The 26,141-nt window shown below is 39.5% G+C and carries 27 protein-coding genes; 23 read left to right on the top strand and 4 right to left on the bottom strand.

From position 1 onward, the window contains the following. Positions 1-3 precede the first annotated feature (3 nt). The 3 genes from preA to A5N88_RS26150 all read left to right on the top strand — a co-directional run bounded on the left by preA (position 4) and on the right by A5N88_RS26150 (position 2,806). Positions 4-1,290, top strand: coding sequence for an NAD-dependent dihydropyrimidine dehydrogenase subunit PreA (gene preA / locus A5N88_RS12800; RefSeq protein ID WP_066266655.1), 1,287 nt, complete (start codon positions 4-6; stop codon positions 1,288-1,290). Positions 1,291-1,550: 260 nt separating this feature from the next. Continuing rightward, positions 1,551-1,787 (top strand): hypothetical protein, encoded by a 237-nt coding sequence (locus A5N88_RS12795; protein WP_066266653.1) that lies wholly within the window; start codon positions 1,551-1,553, stop codon positions 1,785-1,787. A gap of 884 nt (positions 1,788-2,671) precedes the next feature. Continuing rightward, complete coding sequence (locus A5N88_RS26150; RefSeq protein ID WP_260525557.1) at positions 2,672-2,806, top strand: hypothetical protein; 135 nt, start codon at positions 2,672-2,674, stop codon at positions 2,804-2,806. A 64-nt stretch (positions 2,807-2,870) separates the two neighbouring features. Here the strand turns inward: A5N88_RS26150 and A5N88_RS12790 are convergent, their stop codons facing one another. Next, positions 2,871-4,325 carry an aldehyde dehydrogenase family protein gene (locus tag A5N88_RS12790; RefSeq protein WP_066266650.1) on the bottom strand — a complete coding sequence of 485 codons (1,455 nt, stop codon included), beginning with the start codon at positions 4,323-4,325 and terminating at the stop codon, positions 2,871-2,873. Between the two features lie 145 nt (positions 4,326-4,470). Between A5N88_RS12790 and A5N88_RS12785 the strand changes: the two genes are divergently transcribed. Beyond that, positions 4,471-5,376, top strand: a complete 906-nt coding sequence (locus tag A5N88_RS12785) for a LysR family transcriptional regulator (RefSeq protein ID WP_066266647.1) — start codon at positions 4,471-4,473, stop codon at positions 5,374-5,376. Positions 5,377-5,679: 303 nt separating this feature from the next. Further along, positions 5,680-6,141 (top strand): nucleoside 2-deoxyribosyltransferase, encoded by a 462-nt coding sequence (locus tag A5N88_RS12780; RefSeq protein ID WP_066266645.1) that lies wholly within the window; start codon positions 5,680-5,682, stop codon positions 6,139-6,141. 13 nt (positions 6,142-6,154) lie between these two features. On the opposite strand, the gene A5N88_RS12775 is transcribed toward A5N88_RS12780, so the two are convergent. Next, positions 6,155-7,207 (bottom strand): mechanosensitive ion channel family protein, encoded by a 1,053-nt coding sequence (locus tag A5N88_RS12775; RefSeq protein WP_066266643.1) that lies wholly within the window; start codon positions 7,205-7,207, stop codon positions 6,155-6,157. Between the two features lie 482 nt (positions 7,208-7,689). Between A5N88_RS12775 and desA the strand changes: the two genes are divergently transcribed. The 11 genes from desA to A5N88_RS12720 all read left to right on the top strand — a co-directional run bounded on the left by desA (position 7,690) and on the right by A5N88_RS12720 (position 17,315). Further along, positions 7,690-8,736: a Delta(5) desaturase DesA gene (gene desA / locus A5N88_RS12770; protein ID WP_066270505.1), complete on the top strand. Its 1,047-nt coding sequence runs from the start codon at positions 7,690-7,692 to the stop codon at positions 8,734-8,736. A 180-nt stretch (positions 8,737-8,916) separates the two neighbouring features. Beyond that, a complete protein-coding gene (locus A5N88_RS12765) occupies positions 8,917-10,032 on the top strand; it encodes a sensor histidine kinase (protein WP_066266637.1) in 1,116 nt (371 codons plus the stop codon). 11 nt (positions 10,033-10,043) lie between these two features. Further along, a complete protein-coding gene (locus A5N88_RS12760; protein ID WP_066266636.1) occupies positions 10,044-10,643 on the top strand; it encodes a response regulator transcription factor in 600 nt (199 codons plus the stop codon). 166 nt (positions 10,644-10,809) lie between these two features. After that, positions 10,810-11,196, top strand: coding sequence for a YidH family protein (locus A5N88_RS12755; protein ID WP_066266635.1), 387 nt, complete (start codon positions 10,810-10,812; stop codon positions 11,194-11,196). 123 nt (positions 11,197-11,319) lie between these two features. Next, entirely contained in the window at positions 11,320-11,616 is a 297-nt protein-coding gene (locus A5N88_RS12750) for a rhodanese-like domain-containing protein (RefSeq protein WP_066266634.1), read from the top strand. Between the two features lie 458 nt (positions 11,617-12,074). After that, positions 12,075-12,467, top strand: coding sequence for a hypothetical protein (locus A5N88_RS12745; RefSeq protein ID WP_232317574.1), 393 nt, complete (start codon positions 12,075-12,077; stop codon positions 12,465-12,467). A 492-nt stretch (positions 12,468-12,959) separates the two neighbouring features. Further along, positions 12,960-13,388: a MarR family winged helix-turn-helix transcriptional regulator gene (locus A5N88_RS12740; RefSeq protein ID WP_066266632.1), complete on the top strand. Its 429-nt coding sequence runs from the start codon at positions 12,960-12,962 to the stop codon at positions 13,386-13,388. Between the two features lie 383 nt (positions 13,389-13,771). Beyond that, the gene (locus A5N88_RS12735) at positions 13,772-15,406 is read left to right on the top strand and encodes an MFS transporter (protein ID WP_066266630.1); all 1,635 of its coding nucleotides are present in this window, start codon (positions 13,772-13,774) and stop codon (positions 15,404-15,406) included. Positions 15,407-15,442: 36 nt separating this feature from the next. Continuing rightward, positions 15,443-16,078, top strand: a complete 636-nt coding sequence (locus tag A5N88_RS12730; protein WP_066266628.1) for a biotin/lipoyl-containing protein — start codon at positions 15,443-15,445, stop codon at positions 16,076-16,078. Between the two features lie 224 nt (positions 16,079-16,302). Next, complete coding sequence (locus tag A5N88_RS12725) at positions 16,303-16,842, top strand: NAD(P)H-dependent oxidoreductase (RefSeq protein ID WP_066266626.1); 540 nt, start codon at positions 16,303-16,305, stop codon at positions 16,840-16,842. After that, positions 16,839-17,315, top strand: a complete 477-nt coding sequence (locus tag A5N88_RS12720) for a hypothetical protein (RefSeq protein WP_066266621.1) — start codon at positions 16,839-16,841, stop codon at positions 17,313-17,315. Before A5N88_RS12725 ends, A5N88_RS12720 begins: the two co-directional genes overlap by 4 nt. Positions 17,316-17,683: 368 nt before the next feature. On the opposite strand, the gene A5N88_RS12715 is transcribed toward A5N88_RS12720, so the two are convergent. Together A5N88_RS12715 and A5N88_RS12710 are read right to left on the bottom strand one after the other, a co-directional pair. After that, the gene (locus A5N88_RS12715; protein ID WP_066266619.1) at positions 17,684-18,052 is read right to left on the bottom strand and encodes a hypothetical protein; all 369 of its coding nucleotides are present in this window, start codon (positions 18,050-18,052) and stop codon (positions 17,684-17,686) included. Between the two features lie 18 nt (positions 18,053-18,070). After that, complete coding sequence (locus tag A5N88_RS12710) at positions 18,071-18,589, bottom strand: acyl-CoA thioesterase (protein ID WP_066266617.1); 519 nt, start codon at positions 18,587-18,589, stop codon at positions 18,071-18,073. 360 nt (positions 18,590-18,949) lie between these two features. Here A5N88_RS12710 and A5N88_RS12705 point away from each other — a divergent pair, with 360 nt between their 5' ends. From A5N88_RS12705 to hxlB, 7 genes are all read left to right on the top strand, one after another. After that, positions 18,950-20,329: an FAD-binding oxidoreductase gene (locus A5N88_RS12705; RefSeq protein ID WP_083953147.1), complete on the top strand. Its 1,380-nt coding sequence runs from the start codon at positions 18,950-18,952 to the stop codon at positions 20,327-20,329. Positions 20,330-20,815: 486 nt separating this feature from the next. Continuing rightward, positions 20,816-21,877 (top strand): LacI family DNA-binding transcriptional regulator, encoded by a 1,062-nt coding sequence (locus A5N88_RS12700; protein WP_066266614.1) that lies wholly within the window; start codon positions 20,816-20,818, stop codon positions 21,875-21,877. 89 nt (positions 21,878-21,966) lie between these two features. After that, positions 21,967-22,731: a sugar phosphate isomerase/epimerase family protein gene (locus tag A5N88_RS12695; protein WP_083953146.1), complete on the top strand. Its 765-nt coding sequence runs from the start codon at positions 21,967-21,969 to the stop codon at positions 22,729-22,731. Then, positions 22,718-23,671: a sugar kinase gene (locus tag A5N88_RS12690; RefSeq protein WP_066266611.1), complete on the top strand. Its 954-nt coding sequence runs from the start codon at positions 22,718-22,720 to the stop codon at positions 23,669-23,671. The genes A5N88_RS12695 and A5N88_RS12690 overlap by 14 nt, the downstream gene beginning before the upstream one ends. Beyond that, a complete protein-coding gene (locus A5N88_RS12685; RefSeq protein ID WP_066266610.1) occupies positions 23,668-24,966 on the top strand; it encodes an MFS transporter in 1,299 nt (432 codons plus the stop codon). The genes A5N88_RS12690 and A5N88_RS12685 overlap by 4 nt, the downstream gene beginning before the upstream one ends. Next, positions 24,963-25,583, top strand: coding sequence for a 3-hexulose-6-phosphate synthase (gene hxlA / locus A5N88_RS12680; RefSeq protein ID WP_066266609.1), 621 nt, complete (start codon positions 24,963-24,965; stop codon positions 25,581-25,583). The genes A5N88_RS12685 and hxlA overlap by 4 nt, the downstream gene beginning before the upstream one ends. After that, entirely contained in the window at positions 25,580-26,131 is a 552-nt protein-coding gene (hxlB, locus tag A5N88_RS12675) for a 6-phospho-3-hexuloisomerase (RefSeq protein ID WP_066266607.1), read from the top strand. The genes hxlA and hxlB overlap by 4 nt, the downstream gene beginning before the upstream one ends. The last annotated feature ends 10 nt before the right edge of the window (positions 26,132-26,141 follow it).

Raw genomic sequence — 26,141 nt, 5'->3', positions numbered from 1 at the left:
GTCATGGCAGATTTACGGATTAATTTAGCAGGAATTAAATCACCAAATCCTTTTTGGTTAGCTTCTGCCCCCCCCACAAACACAGGGTACCAGGTCCAACGTGCCTTTGAAGCAGGCTGGGGAGGAGCTGTTTGGAAAACACTGGGTGATCCAATATTAAATGTTTCATCTAGATTTGCAGCTGTTAGTTTTAATGGCCAAAAAGTAGCTGGGTTTAATAATATTGAATTAATTACAGATCGTCCGCTGGAGGTAAACTTAAAGGAAATTTACGAAACAAAAAAGCGTTTCCCGGATCATGCTATCATTGCATCACTAATGGTAGAACCAAAGCAAAAGAAATGGCATGAGATTGTTAAAAGAGTTGAAGACGTAGGCGTAGATGGCCTAGAACTCAACTTTGGCTGTCCGCATGGAATGGCTGAAAGAGGAATGGGAGCTGCTTCAGGTCAAGTACCGGCATTAGTAGAAAAACAAACATATTGGGTAAAGGAAGTCGCTCAAACCCCTGTCATTGTAAAACTGACACCGAATATAACAGATATTACAGCTACGGCTGAAGCTGCAGTCAAGGGCGGAGCTGATGCTGTAAGTATGATAAATACGATTAACAGTTTAGCTGGTGTTGATCTTGATTCCTGGAATACCATTCCACATGTAGGCGGTAAAGGTGCTCATGGAGGTTATTGCGGTCCTGCCGTAAAACCAATTGCGTTACATATGGTAGGTGAATGTGCAAGAAATCCAAGGATTAACATCCCTATATCTGGAATTGGTGGGATTTCAAACTGGCAAAATGCAGTAGAATTTATATTAATGGGGGCAACAGGTGTTCAAGTTTGTACAGCTGCTATGCACCATGGTTTTAGAATTGTAGAGGATATGATTGAAGGGTTAACGAATTATTTAGATGAAAAGGGTATAGCCTCTGTCATGGACTTGGTCGGAAAAGCTGTACCAAAATATTCTGATTGGGGAGACCTTGATCTTAACTATAACGTGGTTGCGAGAATTAATAATGATGTATGCATCAATTGCAACAAATGTCATATTGCCTGTGAAGATACCTCCCATCAATGCATTGATCTATTGAAGGATGAAAATGGGAACGGCATCCTTAAAGTAAGAGAAGAGGATTGTGTTGGCTGTAATTTATGTTCTATTGTTTGTCCTGTTGATGGTGCGATTGATATGATTGAAGTACCAAGTGAACTTCCGCCGATGACATGGAATGAACGTCAGGGAGCCCTTGGCACTGTATCCGGGCGGGTTGAAACGGTGATTAAATAACAACGGTTCTTCTCGTAATCTTTATTGCTATTTGACACGTCAGTATAGAAACTTGTATAGATTAAGAAAAGACGACACATAGACAGGCATAGGGGTAAAGCAATAAACTATGCGAAAAACAACTAAAACAAAAACCCCAGTGATGAAAAAAAATTTAGCAACAACTATAGGATGCACATGAAAGGGTAGCTGTTGAACAAGGTTCTATGAATATGCCAACTTAAGCAAGAAAAATAGAATGAAGGGAGGAAGCTGTATAAATGTCCGAATACCAACAGTTTCTGCAAGAGCGAGATCGGATTGATTTTTTAATTCAAAAAGGATACAGAATTAAAAAGGTGACAGAAAGTTTGAATGGTGACATTGTAGAATTTGAGAACAAAGAGAACAATCGTGAAGAAACTAAAGTGGAAACCTTGCACATTTTAACCCCAAATGCACGTAAGTATTTTTCTGCGAAACTACTTCAACAAAAAAACATTCAAGCTAAAAAATAGAAAAAGTATTATCGGTATGTTGCAGAAACAAACAGAGGTGAGATGACGTCAGCGGAATCAATATAAGCCTTTAAAGCAAGAGCAGGTATGAAGTATGTCGTGTATATAATAGCACTGGCAGTATGATTAAGAGTGAGCTCTTTATTATGCTGCTTTTTTGTTTCGCTTTTGTTTAAATTCATTGAAGCAGTCTACCGAAATTTAAGGAAAGTATTCTAAGGAGGGGGAGGACAAAACGCGAGTGTGAAAGTTCGGAAAAGTCCTTCATGAGGGGGATGAAGGACAAAACGTGAGAATGGAGGTTCAGAAAAGTCCTTCATGAGGGGGATGAAGGACAAAACGTGAGAATGGAGGTTCAGAAAAGTCCTTCATGAGGTTGATGAAGGACAAAACGTGAGAATGGGGGTTCAGAAAAGTCCTTCATGAGGTTAATGAAGGACAAAACGAGCAGGAGGTAACTCAATAAAGCCGTTCATAAAGCAAAAGCATCAATTTGAATTTCAGCATTATGATAAAAACAGCCTGAGGTGCAATATCAATCTTTGCTCAACAAGTGCAAGTCGCTCTGCACCTATTCAATATTAAAAATTAAGGCTGCTGCCCACGGGTGTAATTCATACCAAAACATCTAACCAAATTGGTGGATTTAAACATTTGCAAAGAGCCCGTAAATAACCAGTGAAAATTCATAAAACGCAGATATATGCATTCTGTCAAAAATTCATCATCTTTTAACATGAAATTCATAGTTTTTTAAAAAAACTAAGATATAGTTTATACATGTAGAGGCTTAAGATTGCTGAGCAATACAAGGAAATCCCTTAAACACTCCAAAACAGCAGGATTTAGTAGAAAGGTTTTGGAAAATAGAAAGGACAATCCAAATGATTACGAGAAAAAGATTGGCATCATATAGGAAGCTGATTGAACAAAATAAAAAAGATCTTACTAAAAAAGAATTAGAGCAAATCGACTTGAAAATAGAAAAGCGTATGCTTGAACGCCAGATACAACAATAATAATAAAGGACTATCCGCGAGTGGATAGTCCTTTTTCGGTTTTTAACAAGGGCAGGCTTTTTCGTTAGAACGGGTATTTTCTAGGTGTTCTTTGCACAGTAACCCATTTTACACTTGTAAATTCTTCAAATCCCCATTCCCCGCCATAGCGGCCAAGTCCTGAGGCTTTTTCTCCGCCAAACGGCGCGTTTGGTGAAGAATTAACAGTCTGGTCATTTACATGTGCCATACCGCTTTCAAGCTGCCGGGCGAATTCGATTCCTCGTTCAATATCTTGAGTAAATACTGCACCGGATAGGCCATATTCTGTTTTATTCGCCATTTGAAGAGCTTCTGCCTCTGTATCAAAAGGAATAATGATGGCAACAGGTCCGAATATTTCAGTTTGAGCCAGTTTTGAATCGTTGTTTACATCAGTAAAAACAAATGGAGTGAGAACATTCCCAGCCCGTTTTCCTTCCAGCACTAAGCGGTTGCCTTCTTTCTTTCCTTCTTCAACTATCTTTAAAATTTTATTGATTTGATTATTATTGATAATAGGTCCAATTACTACCTTTTGATCAATGGGGTTTCCGTAAGGCAGCTCGCTTGCTCTTTGTACATAGCGATTGACAAATTCATCGTAAAGGCTTCGCTGTACAAGGATACGGTTTGTAATCATACAGATTTGTCCCTGATGAATGAACTTGCCAAAAATGGCTGCATCGATTGCCTGATCTATGTCAGCATCCTCCAGTACGATGAAAGGACTGTTGCCTCCCAGTTCAAGGGCCACTTTTTTCAAATGCTTGCCGCAAAGAGCGCCAATATGCCTTCCAACAGCTGTTGATCCGGTAAATGATATGATTTGAGGAGTAGGATGCTCTACAAAGTAATCTCCTACTTCTTCAATAGTAAATGAAATGACGTTCAGGACTCCTTTTGGCAGACCTGCCTGCTCAAAGACCTCTGCAATGATAAAGCCGCCGGATATTTGAGTTTGCAGATCCGGTTTTAATACTACTGCATCTCCTACAGCTAACGCTGGAGCAACTGCACGCATGGAAAGGAAAAGTGGATAATTAAAAGGACTAATAATTCCCACCACACCGGCAGGCTTATGGTAAACAAGACTTTCTTTCCCTGGCATCGATGATAAAAGAACATCAGGGGCTTCCATTCTGTCACTATAGCTTGCCGCATGTCTAATCATGTCAATAATGCTAATAACTTCGCCTGTTGCCTTTAATACTGAGCTTCCCGTTTCTTGGACAATAACTTGAACGAATTCATTTTTTTTTTCTTCAAAAATTTCTGCAGCACGGTAAAAGATCGCTTTTTTTGTTTCTGCAGAAGTTTTTGCCCAATCCTTTTGAGCTTTCAGGGCTGATTCATACGCTTCATCTACATCTGTTTTTGTAGAAAGCTTAAAGGATGTCAGTACCTCATCATTAAAAGGATTAGTATCGTTATAGACGGTTTCACTTTTCCCCTCACGCCATACACCATTTATATATTGCTTGGAATAATGATTTATCATAAAAGACAGCCTCCTGTACTTTATTTAAATGAATAACTCCTTTAATAGGAGTACAGTTGAAAGTATATAATAGATTATCGATAGTGTATAATACATAATTGTTTATAAAATAATATATTTAAGTCTATGTATTGGAGAGGGAATGATGGAACTTTTACAGCTGAAGTACTTTCAGGTGGTTGCTCGCCTGGAACATATGACAAGAGCATCAGAAGAGTTGAATATCGCACAGCCATCCTTAAGTAAAACGATTTCAAGGCTTGAGGAAGATCTCGGTGTCCCTTTATTTGACCGGGAGGGAAGACAAATCAAGCTGAATCACTATGGTAAAGCCTTTTTAAGAAGGGTGGACCGTGTATTTATGGAAATAACAGAAGGAAAGCAGGAATTGCAAAGCCTCTCGGGACTTCATCAGGGAACCGTACAGCTTGCTATTTCCATTCCAAGTATTTTACCAGAGCTTGTCAGCTCGTTCTTAATAGAGCATTCTAATGTTTATTTTCAGCAGCTGATTGCTGGAAATTCATCCATGGCGTCCTTGATAGAAAGGGGTGACATTCATATGGGAATTTCTTCGACGCCGATAGAAGGTACGGATATTGAATGGACTCCTTTATTGACTGAAGAAGTTTTTCTCATGGTTCCTAATAACCATCCTTTGGCAAAGAAAAAGAGTATTGATCTAATTGAAGCAAAGGACGAGTCATTTATTAGTACGAATACAGGAATTGGTGTTAGGAATGTAACGGATGCCTATTGCCGGGAGGCAGGATTTATCCCGAAAATCGCTTTTGAAGGGGATGAGACTCTCTTAATTGCAAGGCTCGTCCAAAAGGGGCTTGGGGTAGCTTTTGTACCGGCGCTAACCTGGTTTATTTCTCCCCATCAATCAGTATCTTTGCTGCGCATTAAAAATCCGGTGTTTCAACGTACCATTGGGATTGCGCGCTCAAAACGGAGGCATGCCTCCTATGCAGCAGATTGTTTCTTTCAACATGTTGTCAGCTATTTCGAGAAAATTTCATTTAAACTGGAAAAGCATTTTACATAAGGGCTCTTTTATTCTTGCCTGTATATTCCTGATTCAGGCGCTTTTTTGCGTGGGCGGTGCGAGAGCCTCTTTGGTTCTTTGACTCTTTGCTCCTGAAGGTCTCCCTTCACCCGCCAAGCAGGATCCTCGCGTATCTGTAAAATATCAATATTGCGTTTTCAGGGAGCTTAAAGATTATTGGATTAACTATTGCATCCTACTCTTAGACACCTGTGGGATTGTTCTTTCATATATGTAGAAAAAGAATATTTTGGGCGGGAGATCTCCATGCTCAAAATGTTGAAGAAAAAAGGAGCGATATAGATGGAACACAGTTCCCAAAGGACAATAAGAGTATTTATTGCCAGTCCATTTTTTAACAAAGATCAGGTTGACCGCATATACCGCTTAGAACAGGCTTTAAAACGGAATCCTTATGTTGCGGATGTTTTTTCTGCGCGATATCATCAGTTTGAGCAGCTCACATTTGGTTCTATGGAATGGAGAAAAGCAACGTTCCATAACGATCTGAAATTTTTAAGAAGGGCTGACGTTATGGTGGTCATTCTTGATTTTGAAGGATCCAATGTGGATAGCGGGACTGCATTTGAAGTTGGATACGGTTATGCCATGCAAAAGCCCATCATTCTTATTAATGAAAAAGTGCCCATCATTAATTTGATGATGGCAGAAAGCTTGCATGCTTATCTTACGAGAGTGGAAGACATTGCATTCTATGATTTTCTACGTATGCCAGCCAAGCCATACACGGGAAAAGTTATCTAGGCTTGTATCATCTTCATTCTTTTACCATAGGCTGGGATGCTACATAAGTAGCGAGCCGAATCTGTTTCTCCATAAATAGCTTTACAATAGAGTGCCGGAGCCTGCTTTCAATTTCATCTTTTACATCTAAATTCATGACGGGCAGTTCAATTAAGAAATCTATGGCACTCCCGCGGATATTAATCAAGCGAATGGATGTGTCAAGCGCTTTTAGAATGCCTGCCTGTTCATCCTTTACTTTTTTTACTGCTTTATAGAGGAGGAGTTCAACTTCTTTAGTATCAGCCCCGTATTCCACGCTAATCATCACCTGGGCCGTTACTTCAGCCCCCGTCCGATTTTTTATCACTTGTTCTATAAAATATTGATTCGGTACAATCAGCGCACCTTCCTTCGCGCTTCTCACGAGGGTGGATCGGAGCCTGATTTTTTCCACTTTGCCCACTGTATCATCAATTTGAATGACTTCACCTACCTCGACAGGTCTCTCAAAGAGCATAATAATTCCTGAGACAAAGTTCCCCGCTATGTTTCTCATCCCAAAGCCTATCCCGATCCCCAGCACACTGAAAACAGTACCAAGAGCCGTTAAATCAATACCAACACTTTTGAAGCTGATCCACACCGCGAGCAGCATGACAACATAATAAATAACTTGATTAAAGGTAAATCCTAATCCCTTGTCCACATCGTAATGCTTATAAACAGGGGTTAAAATGTATCTTGTAAGCAGCTTTACCAGCCTGCTTGCAAGTGAAACTAACATGATAGCGATAATCACCAGGAAAAGGGTAACCTTGACTCCGCCCTGTGAATAGAGAGGATAGAATAGCCATTTTTTCTTAGAAAAGATAAAAAGAAACAAGAGTATAATGCTGTAGTACATCAGCCAGTTTACGGAGGATAGAAATACCGGTGTAAATCGTTCATTTAAAGCCGAATTTTTGGCTGAAGCGTATAAAGCCGTTCCTTTAAAAGATAAGCCTAGAAGGATTATTAGAAGGGAATATGCAATAAATTTGAAAAGCATAGAATGAATTACTATATTATAAAGATTCTCATTCATGATTGACCACCTAAGTTTAGAGATTTAGTAACCTATTCCTGTTAAGTGCGAAGGTTAAACAATTTTGAAAGTCTGTCTTTGCGAAAGGCTGTTTTCTCATAGATTGCTGCTATACGTAAAAAGGAACATCCCGTATGTTGTCTGTCTTTTTGGCATCTTTTCGTGTGTTATGCGCAAGTCTTAATACTGAGTATATATTTAAAATGATATTTTTGTGCCCATTAGCACCAAAGTATACGAAAAGAACCTTGGTAAAGGAATTTTTGTTTTGATTTTTTTCCATTCTCTTGACAAAAACAGTTATGAACATAGAAATTTAGCAGAATCTAAAAAAAAAGCAACACAGTAAAGCGAGGCGGCTGTAGGGGTGGATCCCTTATACATGACATTTATCATGCATGATGTATGACGGGTATGTCTGCCCGGTTTCTCTTCTTTCTTATATAATGAGCCTTATCCTGCAACAGAAGGGAAACGAAATGATGAATAAAACAAAAAAAGCCAATTTAAATTTAAAAAAATTAACATCGCCATATGAGCGATCCGATACAAAGGGAAGTGTAAGACAAATAATAAATACCATTGTTCCTTTTTTGATCGTTTGGATTCTGGCATATGAGAGTTTGTCGGTTTCTTATTTGCTGACATTAGCATTTGCTGTGGTAGGAGCGGGATTTTTAACGAGAATCTTTATCATTTTTCATGATTGCTGCCACCACTCTTTCTTTAAGAATCGGCGTGCGAATAAAATTCTGGGCACGATTACAGGAATATTGACGTTGTTTCCGTACAATCAATGGCAGCACAGCCATTCTGTTCACCATGCCACAAGCAGTAATCTTGATAAGCGTGGAACAGGGGATATCTGGATGCTGACAGTGGATGAATACCTGTCAGCGCCTATTTGGAAAAAGCTTTGTTACCGTGCATATCGAAATCCATTTGTTATGTTTGGATTAGGTCCTATTTATGAATTTCTTTTGAAAAATCGGTTTAATCGAAAAGGAGCCAAACGCAAGGAACGTATCAATACGTATATTACGAATCTTTGTATTGCTGCATTGGCAGTCTTGCTCTGCCTTGCAATTGGCTGGCAATCCTTCCTGCTGGTACAAGTGCCGATCTTCTTAATCTCCGGCTCAGCAGGTGTCTGGCTTTTTTATGTACAGCATACGTTTGAGGATTCTTATTTCGAGGGTGATGAGGAATGGGAATATGTAAAAGCAGCAGTCGAAGGAAGCTCTTTTTACAAGCTGCCTAAAATTCTTCAGTGGCTTACGGGGAATATCGGGTTTCATCACATCCATCATTTAAGCCCAAGAGTGCCCAATTATCGATTGGAAGCTGTACACAATGATATTAAGCCATTGCAAAATGTTCCAACAATTACCTTGGCAACAAGCCTCCGCTCCATATCCTTTCGCCTTTGGGATGAGAATAACAAGAGGTTTATCGGGTTTAAAGAATTGAAGGGATATGTTAAATTAAAAAATAAAAAGATACAGGCTAGACCAGAAACAGAGCTTTAAATGAATAGAACCTATTCCATACTGCCCGGATTTCCCATTATCCGGGCAGTGTTTGTATATAGAATACATAAAAAATAGTTCTCATACAGAAAGCCTGTAAGATAGGAATGGGTAAGATAATTTCAATAGATATAGTTTGGGGAATTTATTTGAGAATCTACTGGAAAAAGAGGTAAAGAAATGTTTAAAAAGGTAACCACATTTTATCGGAACAATGGTATAGCCCCTTATATATGGACCATACTCTGTATCCTTCCCTTCTACTTTATTTTACAAGCGGACTCTCTGGCTAAAATGCTGGCAGGAATCCTCCTTACATTCTTATTTTTTGCCTTTTACCGCTTTGCCTTTACCGCTTCAAACTGGACGATTTATTTATGGAGCATTATTTTAATTGGTATATCAACAGCCTTTACCAGTCTTTACAGCTATGTTTATTTTTCTTTTTTTCTGGCTTATTATATAGGAAATATAAAAGATCGGATAGCGTTTACCTCTCTGTATATTGTGCTTCTTGTCAGTACCACGGTCTCAATCAACTATAATATCCTTATACAGGATGCTTTAATTTTAAAGCAACTGCCATTCGTGATTATTACGGGAATCAGTGTCATCCTCCTGCCCTTAAACATAAGGAATCGGAAGGAAAAGGGACAGCTAGTGGAAAAACTTGAACATGCCAATAAAAAAATATCAGAGCTGATAAAGTTAGAAGAAAGACAGCGAATTGCACGGGATCTCCACGATACATTAGGCCAAAAGCTTTCGCTTATCGGTTTAAAAAGTGATTTGGCAAGGAGACTAATTTATAAGGATCCAGAGCAGGCGCGAGCGGAGTTAAAGGATGTTCAGCAAACAGCCAGAACGGCGCTTAATGAAGTAAGAAAAATGGTTTCTTCTATGAGAGGAATCCGGTTAAAAGAGGAAGTTCTGCAAATTAAGGAAATCTTAAAAGCAGCAGGGATTGAATTGGAGATTGATGGGTCTACAGTTTTGACAAATGTATCGCTTTTTACTGAAAATATTTTAAGTATGTGCCTAAAAGAGGCTGTAACGAATGTTGTTAAGCATAGCGGTGCGGCCAAATGCAGTGTGATGATAAACCAGTCTTGGAAAGAGGTAGAATTGATAATCAGCGATGACGGGGTATTTAAAGATGGAAATAAAGAGAGGGGCCATGGGTTAAGCGGCATGAAAGAGCGGCTCGATTTTGTAAACGGAGAAATGGAGCTTTTTTCCGAAAAAGGAACCGTATTAATCATAAAGGTACCAAATGATGTGAAGCAAAAAGACTAGGAGGGCTTTAAATGATAACGATTGTTATAGCTGAAGACCAGAAAATGCTTCTTGGAGCCTTTGGATCACTTCTCAATCTTGAAGAAGATATGGAGGTTGTCGGAAAAGCTTCCAACGGGGATGAAGCGATCGAGCTTGTAAAGGCTCTCAAGCCGGATGTCTGTATTATGGATATTGAGATGCCTGGCAAGAGTGGACTTGAAGCAGCTGAAGAAATAAAGGGCCTGAACTGCAAAGTCATCATTTTAACCACATTTGCCCGCACAGGTTATTTTCAGCGGGCTTTAAAAGCAGGAGTAAGAGGGTATTTACTAAAAGACAGTCCTAGCGAAGAACTGGCGAGTTCCATTCGAGGTGTAATGGAAGGCAGAAGAATAATTGCACCCGAATTAATGGATGATATTTATAGTGAGGAGAATCCGCTTACTGATCGGGAAAGAGAGGTACTGGATTTAATAGCAGATGGAAAAGACACAAAGGAAATTGCTGATCAGCTTAGTATAAAAACAGGCACAGTCCGAAATTATATATCCGCTATCCTTGAAAAACTGGGAGTAAAGAACAGAATTGAAGCGATAACACATTTAAAGGAGAAGGGCTGGTTTAAGTAAAAGAGATCAAGTATAGGGATTACTATAATCTGCATTTTATGCAATTAATAATGAATTAATGGCTATGCAAATTTTAAAAATACTATTATACGTAGGAAGCAGAGAATTCTTTGTACGTAAAGTAACAACCTATACGACAATAGCCTTTTATAAAGAGGGATACTAAATGAAAGAAATAGAACAAACTGGAGAATCAAAATATATTCAGCAGCACCTTGCGAATGAGCGCACGTATCTTGCCTGGATCCGTACAAACATTACAATCATCGGGGTTGGCTTTTTAATTACCAATCTTCATTTTTCTACCCAGACACAAAAGATTGTTATCGGAGATATATTGGCTAAGGTTATTGGATTGGCTTCCATTTTCGTGGGGATCATTTCTTTGATCATTAGCACCTTCAGTTATTTTAAAAAAGGGAAAGATATTAATAATCAGACGTTCCGCTTTTCAAGAATTATGGTGATTTTTTTATCTGTCTCCCTTATTTTTATTTTCCTGATTTTTGGTATTTATTACGTTTTTATCTGGGGGCTTGTTCCAAGCCAGTAATCCTAAATTCAGAGTGGTTTTAAGGATTTAATAAGGGTTTATCCATTTTACGAATAGATCTATGAGGAAAATGCCATGAAAAAAGGGTTAACTTAAGCCTTGGTCAAAGGAGGAATAAACAAGATGAAGCATCTATCGGCAAAAGAAGTTCAGCAAAAGCTGGAGAATGGAGAAAAACTGAATATTATTGATGTACGAGAGACAAAGGAAGTGGCGGAAGGAAAGATTTCATCGGCTATCAATATTCCACTTGGCTTAGTTGAGTTTCGCAAGCACGATTTAAATAAAAATAGTGAATATATTCTTGTGTGCCGTTCAGGTGGAAGAAGTTCTAAAGCAGCTGCTTTATTAGAAGAATGTGGATTCAAGGTAATTAATATGGATGGCGGAATGCTTGCATGGGAAGGGAAAACCGAATAGGGTGAGGGTGATATAAATTTAACATGGTACTGGATGAACAGGTCTGACATGCCCAATGCCGATTTTTAAAACCAAAAAAGCATTGAAATCATGGAAACTGGAACTGGTTTCATGATTCCATTGTATGAGCAAAGAAACTCATTGCCGTAGAAGAAGCAGCAAAGCTGCTACTCCCATCTATGTTATTACAACCATTCATTTCTTTCAAACATGGATGTGATCATTTGATAAAATGATTCTTAATCAATAACCACGAAATCTTCCCGCAGCTGTTTTTATGAAAGGATACCTCAACAATCATTATTACCCAATCAGATTTATGTTTATATGACTGATTTAAAGAAGTGAGCACATACATAAGAGGATATGAAACCTGCTTACACGTATAGCATTCATCAGTCATAATCCCTTCCAAGGCTTAATAAAATGTAATAGCTGCTTAAAATGGGGGGAAACAAGTGAAATTGGATTATATGGTGACAAAGGAAATGCTTGCAGAGTATTTTGAACTTAATGCAAAGAAAAAAGAGATTGAAAAGGAAATGGACAAATATAAAAATGTGTTTAATCAATATTTCGATTATGCTGTAGGTCAATATACAAAAGGGGAAGTGACCATCGGAAGCTTTAAACTTGAAAGGCAAATTCGAAAGACAGAAAAATTTGATGAGGATAACACGGTAAAGCGCCTGGAGGAACTAAGATTGAACGAGCTGGTTCAGACGGTCAAAAAGCCAGATGAAGAAAAAATTCAATCTGCTCTTCATTTAGGACTGATTTCAGAACAAGACCTAGAGGGCTGCAGAATCATTCAATCATCGAGAGCCATTTATGTGAAAAATCTTGCCTAAATCGTATTAAAAGTATTTGCATAAAAGACAATAACAGCAGCGTTACCTTTGAGCCAAATAGGCTCTTATTTTTTTCACAGGATCTGTTAGACTTCTATGTTGATAACTGCTCATTTTTTAGATCAATATTTCAGCTGTGCTGAAAGACGTGTGAAACGACCGGTTCACACGAATGAGCTAAAAAACACCAGAGTTCTTTAACAAATCCTTTTGATAAGGATATTCACGTGAAATTTTGCTATTTGACAGAATAAAAGTAGTTAATGCCAAATTTCGTTATTAAAATTATGGATAGCTTACATAAAGATGCCACCAATATTAGGAGTAAATAGTAAATAGCTTGAATAAATAATCTGTATAGGGTGAGGGGAGATTCTCTTGCTCTTTTCTATTTTTATTTCTTCTATTATGATAGTAAATAAGACATGTTTCCAATTTGCAAAGAGAATACGTTATTTTGTAATCGCTCTTTTGCAAGAGGGGGGAAAATAATTGAAAGAAGACTCAATACAATCCATAGAGTATGAAATTGCCCTGCTGGTACGATTAATTACAGCCTATAGCCCAAGACTTGGAATGCTGGATCGTTCCGAATACATGCTGCTGAGCGTATTGGAGAACACAAGTCCTTTGTCCATTAATGGACTAGCTGAGCATTTGATGTTAAATTTATCTACTGCCAGCAGACAGATTGCTGCGTTAGAGTCTAAAAAATATATAAAAAGATCTCCTGATATAAAAAATGGACGAATCAGCCTTGTAGAAATTACTTCAGGAGGGTTGGAGATTCTGCATAAAGTACAAAAAGCCAGGTCTGAATTCTATTCAGAGGTTCTGCAGGACTGGTCACAGGATGAGCTGGAAAGCCTGGAGGCGAACTTGACCCGATTAAACTTTGACTTTCGAAAATGGGGAAAATAAAAGCTGGTGAACCAAAAGGTCATCAGCTTTTTTTAATCAAAGGCTTTATTATTGGAATTCGTTTTTTAGCTCATTCTTTCTTTTCTGTAAAATGAACTTAAAAACGAGCAGTTATCAGCATAGATGTAGCAGAGACTAAAATCCGAATACTAGCCTGCCAAAGTTTTTTATTGAATCGCAATAAACTGAAAAACCATAAAATCATAAAATCATTGAATTATTTTGTAAAAGTTGTATAATACATATTGCATAATACAACTTGTTAGATGCAATATTAAATTTCCATATTGGGAATTTTTTTAGTTTGAAAATACAAATACTATTTTCAATGAAGTGATGCTCCAGTTATAACGACTCATTACTTTATGAAAGGAGGAATCGCGATGAGTCAAAAGATCAATACCTCAATATCAGAGACGGATAGAGTAGCGGTCCCCCAATTTTTAGTTATATCCTTTTTAACTATTTTCGCAATTGGTCCCCAATATTTTTCAAATCTTGCGTATACGATGAATCAGGGGATTGTGCAAAACGGTCTTAATGCAAGTTCAAATTACCTGCTGTATCCATCTATCCTGTCCAATATTGCTTTTGCACTGGGAGTGCCATTTGGCCCGATTTTGACAAGAAAGTGGGGCTTGAAAAGAAATTACTTAACTTTTGTACTTATTTTTTTAATAGGCTCCATCATTAATGCCACAACCCCTGATTTGCAGGTGCTGGCAATCGGAAGGATTATTCAGGGATTAAGTGCCGGGATGCTGTTCTTAACCATTCTGCCTGTCAGTCTCAGATCGTTTCCTAATAAGATTCGTAATGTATTCCTGCTAATGGTCATTTCAGGGCTCTTTGGTTCCAGTGCAGTTGGAGCATTTTTTGGTTCCGTCTCTCTCAGTTTAGACGCATGGCGCTGGCTTTATCTATTAAATATTATTACATCTGTTCTTAGTCTTGCAGTAGGTTCAGTTGCTCTGCCAAAGCATGATGATCATCATCAGGAACACACGCCTGTTGATAAAACCGGTGTGTTCATTCTTACTTTGCTTATGATCGTTTTATCAATTCCGCTTTGCAACTTGGTGGAAAAGGGATTTACATCTTTATATGTCTGGCCGTTCTTTTTAATGGCTTTTATTTTGGTCGTTGTCTTTATCCTTTTTGATTTAAAAGCCAGCACACCTATTGTTCCATTTAGTTCTTTAAAAGCAGCTAAGCCGATTTCAGGAACTGTAATGGCTGTTGCTTCGCATATTTCATTGATCTTTGCGTTAGCCGGTATCAATGGATTTTTGCGGAACAATAAAGATTTGCCCTATGAATATCTTGCACATTTCTATTTCTGGTTCTTTATTGGCGTGTTAGTGACTGCCGTATTAAAGACATTGCTTTTTGACATACTCGGTGCAGGCATTTTGGGTATGATCGGGTCACTTGGGGTCATTTATGTAAGCTGTAATTGGATTTTTATTACACCGGCTGTGACATTGGACACCCTTTATTTCCAAGTTGCCGTGCTTGGCGCAGGAATTAGTATGACTCTTGTATCTGGGGCATTGGGAACCGCGCTTGCTGGTGATATCCATAAAGCATCCATGCGTTCGGTTACCCTGCATTCTATCCGGAATTTTATTGGTGCTCTTATGTCTCCATTGCTGGCATGGTTTATCACAACTGAGAATGCTCTTCATTATGGCAATATCAGAAGCTATTTAGGCCAAAATGATTCAGAAACCAATGCAGAGCTTGTTAATCTAACCAAGCATTTTATGGAGAATGGGCTTCCGGCCACTATGGCAAAAAACATGGCCTCATATGAGCTGATTGCTAATACGAAGCGGGCAGCCATTTTAGGAGCCTATCATAACCTATTTGCTATTTTGCTTGGAATTGGTGTCATTATGTTTTTGGCTTCCATAGGAAAAGCTGTTACGGGTAAAGGACGTACGCTTGTTCAAAAGCCAAAGAGAATGATGCTTCCGGCACCAAAGGAACAGGGAAGCCAGGAAACAGCCAATTAATTTATTTGATTTTTTATATTGAGAGGAGAATTTTATATGAACAGCCGATTACTCATTACGAATATTATAGGCTTTGTGGTCGTTGCCGCATTAGTTGTAATGGGCATTTATTTTTATTACCAGAACGAAAACTATGTGAAAACAGACGATGCAGTGGTTTCCGCTGATATGATGCAAATTGTTTCGCCTTCATCGGGCGTATTATCCAAATGGAATGTATCCGAAGGAGATAATGTTTCAGATAATACGAATGTGGGAAATGTGGCATCGGGCAAAGGCTCTTCCACTTCTATCACTGCAAGAATGGCAGGTAAAATTATTAAAAATGAAGCAAAAACAAACCAAACAGTACAAGCAGGCCAGGTATTGGCGCAAGAAGCTGATATGGACCATCTTTATATCGTTGCAAATATAAAGGAAAATGATTTGAAGGATGTAAAAGTAGGAAACAGTGTGGATGTTACAGTGGATGGCGACCCGGGCACAACGTTTGATGGTACGGTAAAAGAAATTGGCTATGCGACGAACTCAGTATTTTCCGTTTTGCCAGACCAAAACTCCACAGGCAATTATACGAAAGTAACACAAAAAGTGCCGGTGAAAATTTCTCTTAGCCAGGTATCGGACAAAGTGCTTCCTGGTATGAATGCAGAGGTTAAAATTTCAAAATAATCCCCTGCCTCTTTTTGAGATAGGGAATTCATATTTCATGTGTTTTTCACAGATGGATGTTTTAGGACATATGGTTAATTCTCTTCTAAATATCTAAACCTATAATGTGAAAATTAACGCAATGACTTTTCATACACTATTCAGCATGTTTATTTCTAACAACTATTTAAAACGGATAATGATTTGAAATAAAAGGTTATACACAGCATGAGGAGGAATAATACATGAAGATTTGTATTGTATATGATAGTGAAGGCGAACATACAAAAGAGTTAGCACGCTCGATTGCAGAGGGTGCCAAATCAGTCCCAGGGGCAGAAGTATTTTTTCAGCATGTTGATGAGGCGGATGTATATGCCCTTCCAGAAATGGATGCGATTATTTGGGGGTGTCCAGGACATTTTGGTACCATTAGCTCAGGATTGAAGAATTGGATAGATAAGCTGGGATATTTATGGGCACAGGGAAAACTAATCAATAAAATAGGAGCCGTTTTTTGTACCACTGCTACTACACACGGCGGTTTGGAGGCAACTCTTTTAAACCTGATTACACCCATGCTTCATCAAGGAATGATACTGGTAGGCCTTCCAGGAAATATTCCGGAAAATGCTTTATATGGATCCTATTACGGAGTAGGTGTTACCTGTCCAATTGAAAGCAAGGAAATCATTTCGCATGAAGGACTTCAGCTTGGAAGAGCCTTAGGAAAAAGGGTGGCACAGGTGACTGGATCCTTTTTAAATGGAGATGGCAAACAATGATGATTATAGTAATGTTTGTCATTTTTGCGATTATTGTTATTGCAGTAATGTCCATTATCAATATTCGTTACTCTTCACAGAATGCAGAACGAAAGAAGCTTGCTGATAACAAGCATAAGGAAGTCGAGGAAGAAGTGCTCCAATCTCCTGAAACGGCTGATGAGTCTGATGTAACATCACGTGTCGAGAAGAACCGGTCCGCTGCTCATACTGAATCCCTGCAAGAAATTCCTGTAGATCAATTGGACCAGAAAGAAGCTGAGCACGAGCCTGCCCCTCAGACACGGTCTGAAAAGCATGCCGGCAAAGTAACAATGGATAATATTAATGATCAAGCATACAGAGAGGCCCTCGTGAAATTTAAATATGGGCACCCTCAAGAGGAAGAAAAGCCGGTGAAAAAAAACATGAATGATGATGCTTTCCGCAAAGCATTGCAGTCACTGTCTAAGAAGGATGACGATCATTCATAATAGCAATGGTAAGTGGAAGCCTAAAAAACCTGACTGCCAGCACACTTTTTGAAGTGTCTGGAGTCAGGTTTTTTTATGGAAAAGTAAAAAAAATTGTTTGACCTATGCAGTCTCTGTCTAGCTCCAGCGCTTCGCAGAAAGCGAATGCCTAGAGCGGAAATCAGCAGGCAAGAATATCAGGGCCATTATTTTAAAAGGCGCCGCACCATGGTCAGTCAAACTTTCCTCGACTAAAAGACCAAAGATTAAGTAGAAAGCTTGCGCATGGTTAAATTGGAGATCGTTGTACAGCTTAATAATGGGGAGTAATGGAGAAGAGGTGGATTCAACAATGAAAGATTCTCTTCTTTCTGCCTGCCCCTTGTTATTTAAATTAGAAGGGTACCAATTACAGCTTCAGGGCTTTTCCCCATAATTAAGAGACTAATTTTCGCATATCCTGTCTGTTTAAACTCGTTAAAGAGTTCATGAAGAACATCGATGTTTTCGTCAATTTTTATAACTTGAATTTCTCTTTTGTATAAGCGAAGAATGGATGCTTGTACAAATTTCGGTGTGGGTTCTAAAGGAACTTCATCAAAAAGGAGATTTCCCATATATTGATATTTAAATTGGAGTGCACGAGTAAGATACACGGCGTGCAGCAGTTTTTCGAAAAGTACGGGGTAGTTTTGCTTCACTTGACCAATAGTCTTTTGAGCAGCTTTCAAATCATCTAAACTGGATAGTGTTATCAATGTCCCCCCGCCTTTCTTTTACAGATCCCAAGGTTTTTTTAGGGAGATATAATTTGCTAATTCCTTACTTTTTTCTCTTCTCATCTTACGTACTTCGGCACGGTCCTTGGCTGTATTATAGATAAAGATTTCTTCTTCGGTTTCTGGAATCACGTTCGGGACTTCAATGGGTCTTTTATTTTCATCAAGTGCTACAAAGGTTAAAAAGGCAGTAGCAGCAACTCGGCGTTCACCTGTATCAATGTCCTCTGCAATAACCTTACAGAAGATTTCCATAGAGGTTCTTCCTGTATAGCTGACGAAAGATTCCACGCAAACAGAATCTGTTTGATGAATTGGGCAAAGAAAATCGATAGAATCGGTTGAAGCTGTCACACACTCTTTTACACGTGAATGTCTGCGTGCTGAAAGGGTTGCAGCATCATCCAGTTTCTTCATTAAAACTCCGCCAAATAGAGTATTATAATTATTTAAATCACAAGACAGCACTTGTGCGGTATTAATAATTCTGCTTTCTTTCGCTTTTTTCGCTTCCATTTTAATGCTTCCTTTCTTATTTGGAATTACCAGCGAAGCAATTAGTATATGTGCTCGTTCCAAATAATTACTTTACCTTATAATATTACGCCCCTAAAAACCTGAAGTAAAATGGTTAAATATTATTCTGTATATAGATAGAATCTATGAAAATGCTTCCGGTTTTTCTTTAAGTTTGAATTCTTGAAATTTATAATAAAGATAGAGCATGCAGTGAATGATTTACTAACAAACATAAATGGAATATTTTATGTTCGATTAGGCAGATTTCAAAGAGTAATAGTTTGAAACGCTGCTACACATTAGATCAAAATCGGAAATAGCGGAACAATAAAAATTGGCTGCAAGGGGGAATACGGTATGAATAAGATGCATGGAACATGGATAAGTGAATTAAAGAATCTTTTGCAGGAAGACCAGGTAACGGTCAATCCTACAGTGCTGGAACAGCATAGCAAGGATGAATCCTATCATATACCGCATTTGCCGGATGTTGTTGTATTTCCAAAGGATGCTGAGGAAGTTCGAGAAATTATGCGATTTGCCTATAAGTATGAAATACCTGTGACACCATTTGGGCTGGGATCAAGCCTCGAAGGACATGTAATTCCGTATCAAGGTGGTATTTCACTTGATTTTCAATTAATGAATCAGATTTTGGAAGTCCGGCCGGATGATTTTCTGGTACGTGTGCAGCCAGGTGTTACGCGGACTCAATTAAATAAAGAGCTAAAAAAATATGGTCTTTTCTTTAGCGTAGATCCTGGTGCGGATGCTACTCTCGGAGGTATGGCTGCAACAAATGCGAGTGGTACTACATCTGTCAGATATGGCATTATGCGTGATCAGGTTCGAGATTTAGAGGTCGTCCTGTCAGATGGCCGGATGATTCATACAGGAAGCATGACGGCTAAGTCATCTTCCGGATTGTATATTACCGGCTTATTTACTGGTTCTGAAGGGACATTGGGTGTATTCACCGAATTAACCCTGAAAGTTCATGGAATACCTGAGGTGACAACGGCTGCGCGGGCTGTTTTTCCAAGTACAGAGGCCGCAGTCCGTACGGCAGTAGATATTCTGTCAGCCGGCATTCAAGTAGCAAGAATTGAATTAGTGGACGACCGTTCAATTAAGCAGGTCAATCTCTACAATCAAACAGATTATCTCGTTAAGCCTACATTATTTATTGAATTTCACGGCAATGAGGCTGGCGTAAAGCATGATGTAAGCTTTGCCGAATCAATTGCAGCAGAAAATCTTTGTGAGGAATTCTTGTTTGAAGCAGATTCAAAGGCTATTGCAAAGCTGTGGGAAGTCCGCCACAATTTAGCCTATGCTTTTGCCCATAAGTCCCCAGGTAAAAAAATGATGGTTACGGATGTATGCGTCCCTATTTCAGAGCTAGTGGGCGCGATAAAGGATGCACGATTGGCGATTGAAAAAACGGGTCTTGATGGCGCATTGCTTGGACACGTAGGTGATGGAAATTACCATGCGATTATTATGATTAACCTAAGCGATTCAGAAGAGGTGAAAAAAGCAAAAGAACTGAACGCCCATTTAGTCGATTATGCTTTAAGCCGCGGAGGTTCATGCACAGGCGAACATGGTGTAGGAATCGGAAAGGCTGTATACCAGCGAAAGGAACATGGAGACGCACTGGATATCATGCTGGACATTAAAAAAATACTGGATCCCAAAGGAATATTGAATCCAGGGAAAATATTCAAAGGATAGAAAGATACAGCATGCTTTATTTTTTGAAGAAGGATAAGTATAAATTTTTTTATTAGATAAAGTATTTAACCAATGTAGTCTCTGTCTAGCTCCAGCGCCTATCGGCTAGTGAATTTCTACGACTACTCACTGCGATAAGTCAACATCTAGTTTCCTTTATCTCAGTCGAAGACTCTGAAATCCGTACGCCGATGAGCAAGGCGCTTGCGCTTTTCTTCTGTCTAGCTCCAGCGCCTATCGGCTAGCGAATTTCTGCATCTCCTCCCTGCGATAAGTCAACATCAGCTCGTACCTCGCTGTGTTTCCTTTATCTCAGTCGAAGACTCTGAAATCCGTACGCCGATGAGCAAGGCGCTTGCGCTTTTCTTACAAGCATTTGTAACGCAGAAAAAGGAGGATTTTTTTGTTTTTTACTAGTTGACAAGATGAAAGCGTTTGCTAAAATAGATTTATGGGATCGGTTTCATAAACAGAATGGATGATTAGATGGAAAAAAAAGAACCAATCAAAATTACAATTTATGATGTTGCAAAGGCTGCCGGGGTATCCAAATCAACTGTTTCCCGGTACTTAAGCGGCCGTTTTCATGAATTATCGGAAAATACGAAGAGAAAAATTCAGGAAGTCATTGAACAATTAAATTATAAGCCTAATCACATGGCCAGAGGATTGAAGGGGAATAAAAGCTTTCTCATTGGTGCGATTGTAGCAGACATTACAAATCCTTATACAACCGCCATTCTTAGAGGGGCTGAGGATGTCTGTAAAGAGAATGGCTATGCTCTTTTAATATGTAACACAGACAACAATCCGCAGAAGGAAAAGGAATACATTTCTATGCTGCAGGCGCACCGGATTGACGGGCTTATTATTCAAACAACTGGCGGAACCAATCCATTCCTTGAAGAGCTTTTTAATGATGGGAATACACCGATTGTTCTCGTAGATAGAAAGGTTCCGGAGCTTTCGTTTGATCTAGTTGGAATTGATAATCAACAGGCGACATACAAGGCAGTATCCTATTTGCAATCACAACATTACGAACGGATTGCATGGTTTACTGAACCAGTTACTGATATTAGCGTGCGTAAAGAAAGATTTCATGCTTTCCAGGAAGCGTTAAAGCTTACAGATGTCCACCATCCAAGCCTTGAGGATATCTATGTGGCAGACTTGAAGAAGGATGATGAGCTGGAGATGTGTCTTGAGAATTTCCTCGGGAAAACGCAGTCTCAGTCGAGAGCCATATTCTGTGCAAATAGTGTCATTTTATTAAAAGTTATTTTGGCGCTGCAAAGCAAAGGGATGAGGGTTCCGGAGGATGTAGCGCTCATCGGATTTGATAATCCGGAGTGGGCAAGCGCAGTTTACTCAGGTATTACAACAATTGAACAGCCTACCAGTGAGATTGGAAAGTCCTGTGCAGAATTGATAATAAAACGTATTAATGGCACACCAATGCTGCCTCAAACGTTATCTTATCATGCAAGTTTGATAAAAAGGGGTTCAACCCCATCCGTTAAAAAACACTTTCATAAAGAGGAATAATTGATTCTTCTTTATGAATGGAAATGGGAGCGGTACCATAATTTTTAAAGATTAATGGGAACGGTACCAAAAAAGAAGGGGGAATACAAGTGGTTGATGTTTTGATTACGATGAACTCCTTCACTGCTGCTGAAGTCAGTCAGGAGGGCTACCAGAGCCTTTTTAAAATGATTAAAGCGGCCGGGTTTTCAGGAGTGGAAATACGCCGAGAACTGCTAAAAGAAGAGCTTCCTTCCGTTTCAGATATTAAAACGATGCTGAATGATATAGGATTAGTGGGATATTATTCATGCCCCATTCCCTTATTTAATTTAAATGGAGGGTTAAATACAGAGCAAATTAAGCAGGCTTTACTTGAGGGGCAATGCTTGGACGCGAAACTCATTAAGTTTTCCCTGGGCCATTATACTCCTGACAGCTGTATGGAGGATTTAAGGGTGCTTACAGAAACAGCAATCGGGCGATACTGTATAACCGTTGAAAATGATCAGACACAAGAAGGTGGAAAAGTCGAAAGGCTTGCGGCATTCTTTGAGCGCTGCGAGAAGGAAGCTATTTCTATATACTTTACGTGTGATATTGGAAACTGGCTGTACGTAAAGGAGGATCCATCAGCTGCAATCGAGAAAATGAAAGCGCACACAAAGTATATTCATATAAAAGAAGTCGTTCAAGCAGAAGACGGCTTCACAACGGTTGCGATTTCTCCTCATACAAATTTTAAATGGAAACGGCTGCAGGAGGGGCATTCAAATGCAACGCCGATTGCAGTGGAATTTCCTGTTGATACTCGCAGCTTGAAAGACTATTATTCTATGATTACTGAAGGAGGAGCCCATTATGAAACAGTTTGACATGCTGACATTTGGCGAAGCCATGGGCATGTTCATGGCCAATACTAAGGGAAATCTATCAAAAGTAAAGGAATTCACAAAAGAACTGGCCGGGGCTGAAACGAATGTTTCCATCGGTATGGCAAGACTGGGATTTAATGTAGCCTGGCTGAGTAAAGTGGGCATCGATCCAATTGGTACCTATATCATAGAAGAGCTGCAAAAAGAAAAAGTGAACATTTCTCTTATTAAAAGAGACAGCGAAAAACTGACAGGCTTCCAGCTGAAGGAGAAAGTGGAGGCTGGTGATCCCTTTGTTCAGTATTACAGAAGCTTTTCAGCAGCCAATCAAATGTCCTGCGAGGACTTTCCGGAACTGGCTCAAATAACGGCACGCCATTATCATATGACAGGCATTCCTCTTGCGCTTTCAAATCCTGTCAGAGAGCTTGCTGAGCATATTTTAAAGAAAGCCAAAACAGAAGGGAAGACCATTTCTTTCGATCCTAATTTGCGCCCATCCCTTTGGAAAAATGAGAAAGAAATGATCTCAGTCATCCAATCCTTTGCATGCCGTGCCGATTGGCTGTTCCCTGGTATCTCAGAAGGAGCATTGCTGACAGGATTCCAGGAACCGAAGGATATTGCCGCTTACTATTTAGATAAGGGAGTAGGGCTTGTAGTAATAAAATTAGGCAAAGAGGGAGCCTATGTGGCGACACAGCAAGAAAATGGGATCGTTCCCGGTATAAAAGTGGAGAGAGTGGCAGATACGGTCGGAGCCGGAGATGGGTTTGCCGTTGGTGTAATCAGCGGTTTGTTTGATGGTTTATCTTATTTTGAAGCCGTTCAAAGGGCAAATGCCATTGGGGCTCTGGCTGTAATGTCTGCAGGGGACAAGGAAGGACTTCCAACCAGAACAGAACTTGAACAATTTATGAAAAGGGGTGCAGTGGTATGAAACAAAAAAATACAGCAGCAAAAAAGCGTTTTTTCTATTTGATACCGATTGCGTTTATTACTTATAGTCTTGCATACTTTGATCGAGCAAACTACAGCTTCGGTGCAGCCGGAGGAATGGCTGGAGACCTGCATATCACTACAGGTGTTGCCTCTTTTCTATCTGCTTTGTTTTTTCTTGGATACTTCTTTTTTCAGGTACCAGGCGCTCACTATGCTGAAAATAAAAGTGCCAAGAGGTTAGTATTTTGGAGCCTGCTTTTTTGGGGGGCTTTAGCATCTGCTACAGGTCTTGTGCACAACGTAGCTTGGCTTTATCCTATCCGGTTTTTCCTTGGAGTGGTTGAAAGCGCTGTAATGCCTTCGATGCTTGTTTTCTTAAGCCATTGGTTTTTAAAAAGGGAAAGGTCTCGTGCCAACACCTTTTTAATACTTGGGAATCCCGTAACGGTATTGTGGATGTCCATAGTTTCAGGCTATTTATTGAAAGCGTTTAATTGGAGAGGGATGTTTTTAATTGAAGGCCTGCCTGCCATCATTTGGGCTTTCGTATGGCTGAAACTCGTTAATGACAGGCCTAAGGATGCCAAGTGGCTGACCAATCAGGAAAAGCAAGACCTTGAAAATGCTATGAAGGAAGAGCAAGAAGGCTTTAGCCGAATGACCAGCTATAAGGAAGCATTTCGTTCAAAAACGGTTATTTTACTCTCTATTCAATATTTTGCATGGAGCATTGGGGTCTATGGTTTCGTAATGTGGCTTCCATCCATTATTAAAAGCAGTTCAACCCTCAGTATAGTACAAACAGGCTGGCTATCCGCCGTTCCTTATGTACTTGCAACATTGGGAATGCTCTTGGTTTCCTATTTCTCTGATAAAACGATGAATCGAAAAACTTTTGTTTGGGTTTCCCTTTTAATTGGTACGGTGGCATTCTTCGCATCCTACGTGGTCGGGACTTCGAACTTTTGGCTTTCATTTGTTTTATTAGCCATAGCAGGCGGTGCTATGTATGCTCCGTATGGTCCGTTTTTTGCTATTATTCCCGAACTACTTCCTAAAAAAGTGGCAGGTGGAGCGAATGCCCTAATCAATAGTATGGGAGCACTCGGTTCGTTTGTAGGTGCATATGTAGTTGGCTATTTGAATGGTGTGACGGGCAGTGCGACTGCAAGCTATATCTTTATGGCAGGGGCTCTTTTGGTTTCTGTAATCTTGACAATGGCAGTCCGTACACAAAAAAAGTCCTTACTAACTAAAACGGATTACGTAAAAGAAGAGGTGGCTGTCAAGTGAAAATACAATTGGCACTCGATCGTTTAACTATTGAAGAAGCAATAGCTATTGCTGAAAAGGCCGAGCAGGAAATTGATTGGATTGAGATAGGAACCTCTTTAATAAAAGAGTTTGGCGTTAAAAGCATTAAGGAAATGAAAAAGCGTTTTCCAAATAAGTTCATTGTTGCCGATATTAAAACGTTTGATAATGCCAAATACGAATTTGAAATGTGTTTTCAAGCTGGAGCTGATATTGCAACGGTTATGGGGGCTGCACCAGCCGTAACGCTGGATGTCTGTGTCGAAACAGCAGAGCGTTTTGGAAAAAAAGTAATGATCGATTTATTGAATACACTAGAGGAAAATCTGAAATACATTGAGCAGTTTGACAATGTAGTAGTGTGCAAGCATATCAGCAAGGACCAACAGGAGCATGGAGGAAAAGCTCAATGGGTTTCACTATCTGTATCGGGGCATCAGGAAGTAGCGGCTGCTGGCGGGATAGGGATTGATACACTGGCTGAATTAAAAAAGCTGAATCCGGATGTCCTTATTGTAGGGTCCGCTATTTCAAAAGCAGAGGATCCTAAAAAAGCAGCACGGGAAATTAGAAAAGCATGGGAGGCATTGTCATGAGTGAAGCAATTGAAACAATTTTAAATGAGATTCAAGAAGTATTTAAAAAAGTTGATCGGAGCAATGTAGAGAAATTAGTGGACGTATTATCCACTAACCAAAGAATCTTTGTTTTGGGGGAGGGCCGCTCGAGGTTGATGGCCAAATCCTTCGCCATGAGACTGATGCATCTGGGATTACATGTGTACGTAGTAGGCGAAACCACTACTCCGTCCGTGCAGAAAGGAGATATTTTAATAGCAATCTCCGGTTCCGGAACGACAAGCACTATTGTCGGCATGGCAGAAAAAGCAAAGAATAATGGTGTCATGGTAGTGGTAGTTACCAGTGACCAAAAGTCTAAACTCGCGCATGCCTCCGAATGTACCATTCATATTCCAGCCGCTACAAAGTATCGTAAAGAAGGAGAACTTTTTAGTGAACAGCCATTAAGCTCGTTATTTGATCAATCTGTCCATATTTATTTTGATGCAGTTTGTCTAGCCATTGTCCGTGGCCAGAAGTCCGGAAATGAAGAGGCATTTGTTCGGCACAATAATTTGGAATAGGGGGAGGCTG

The sequence above is a fragment of the Heyndrickxia acidicola genome (assembly GCF_001636425.1).
GTDB lineage: Bacteria > Bacillota > Bacilli > Bacillales > Bacillaceae_C > Bacillus_AE > Bacillus_AE acidicola.
The sequence above is the reverse complement of the archived record's forward strand: the minus strand, read 5'-3'. Positions and strand labels throughout refer to the sequence as shown.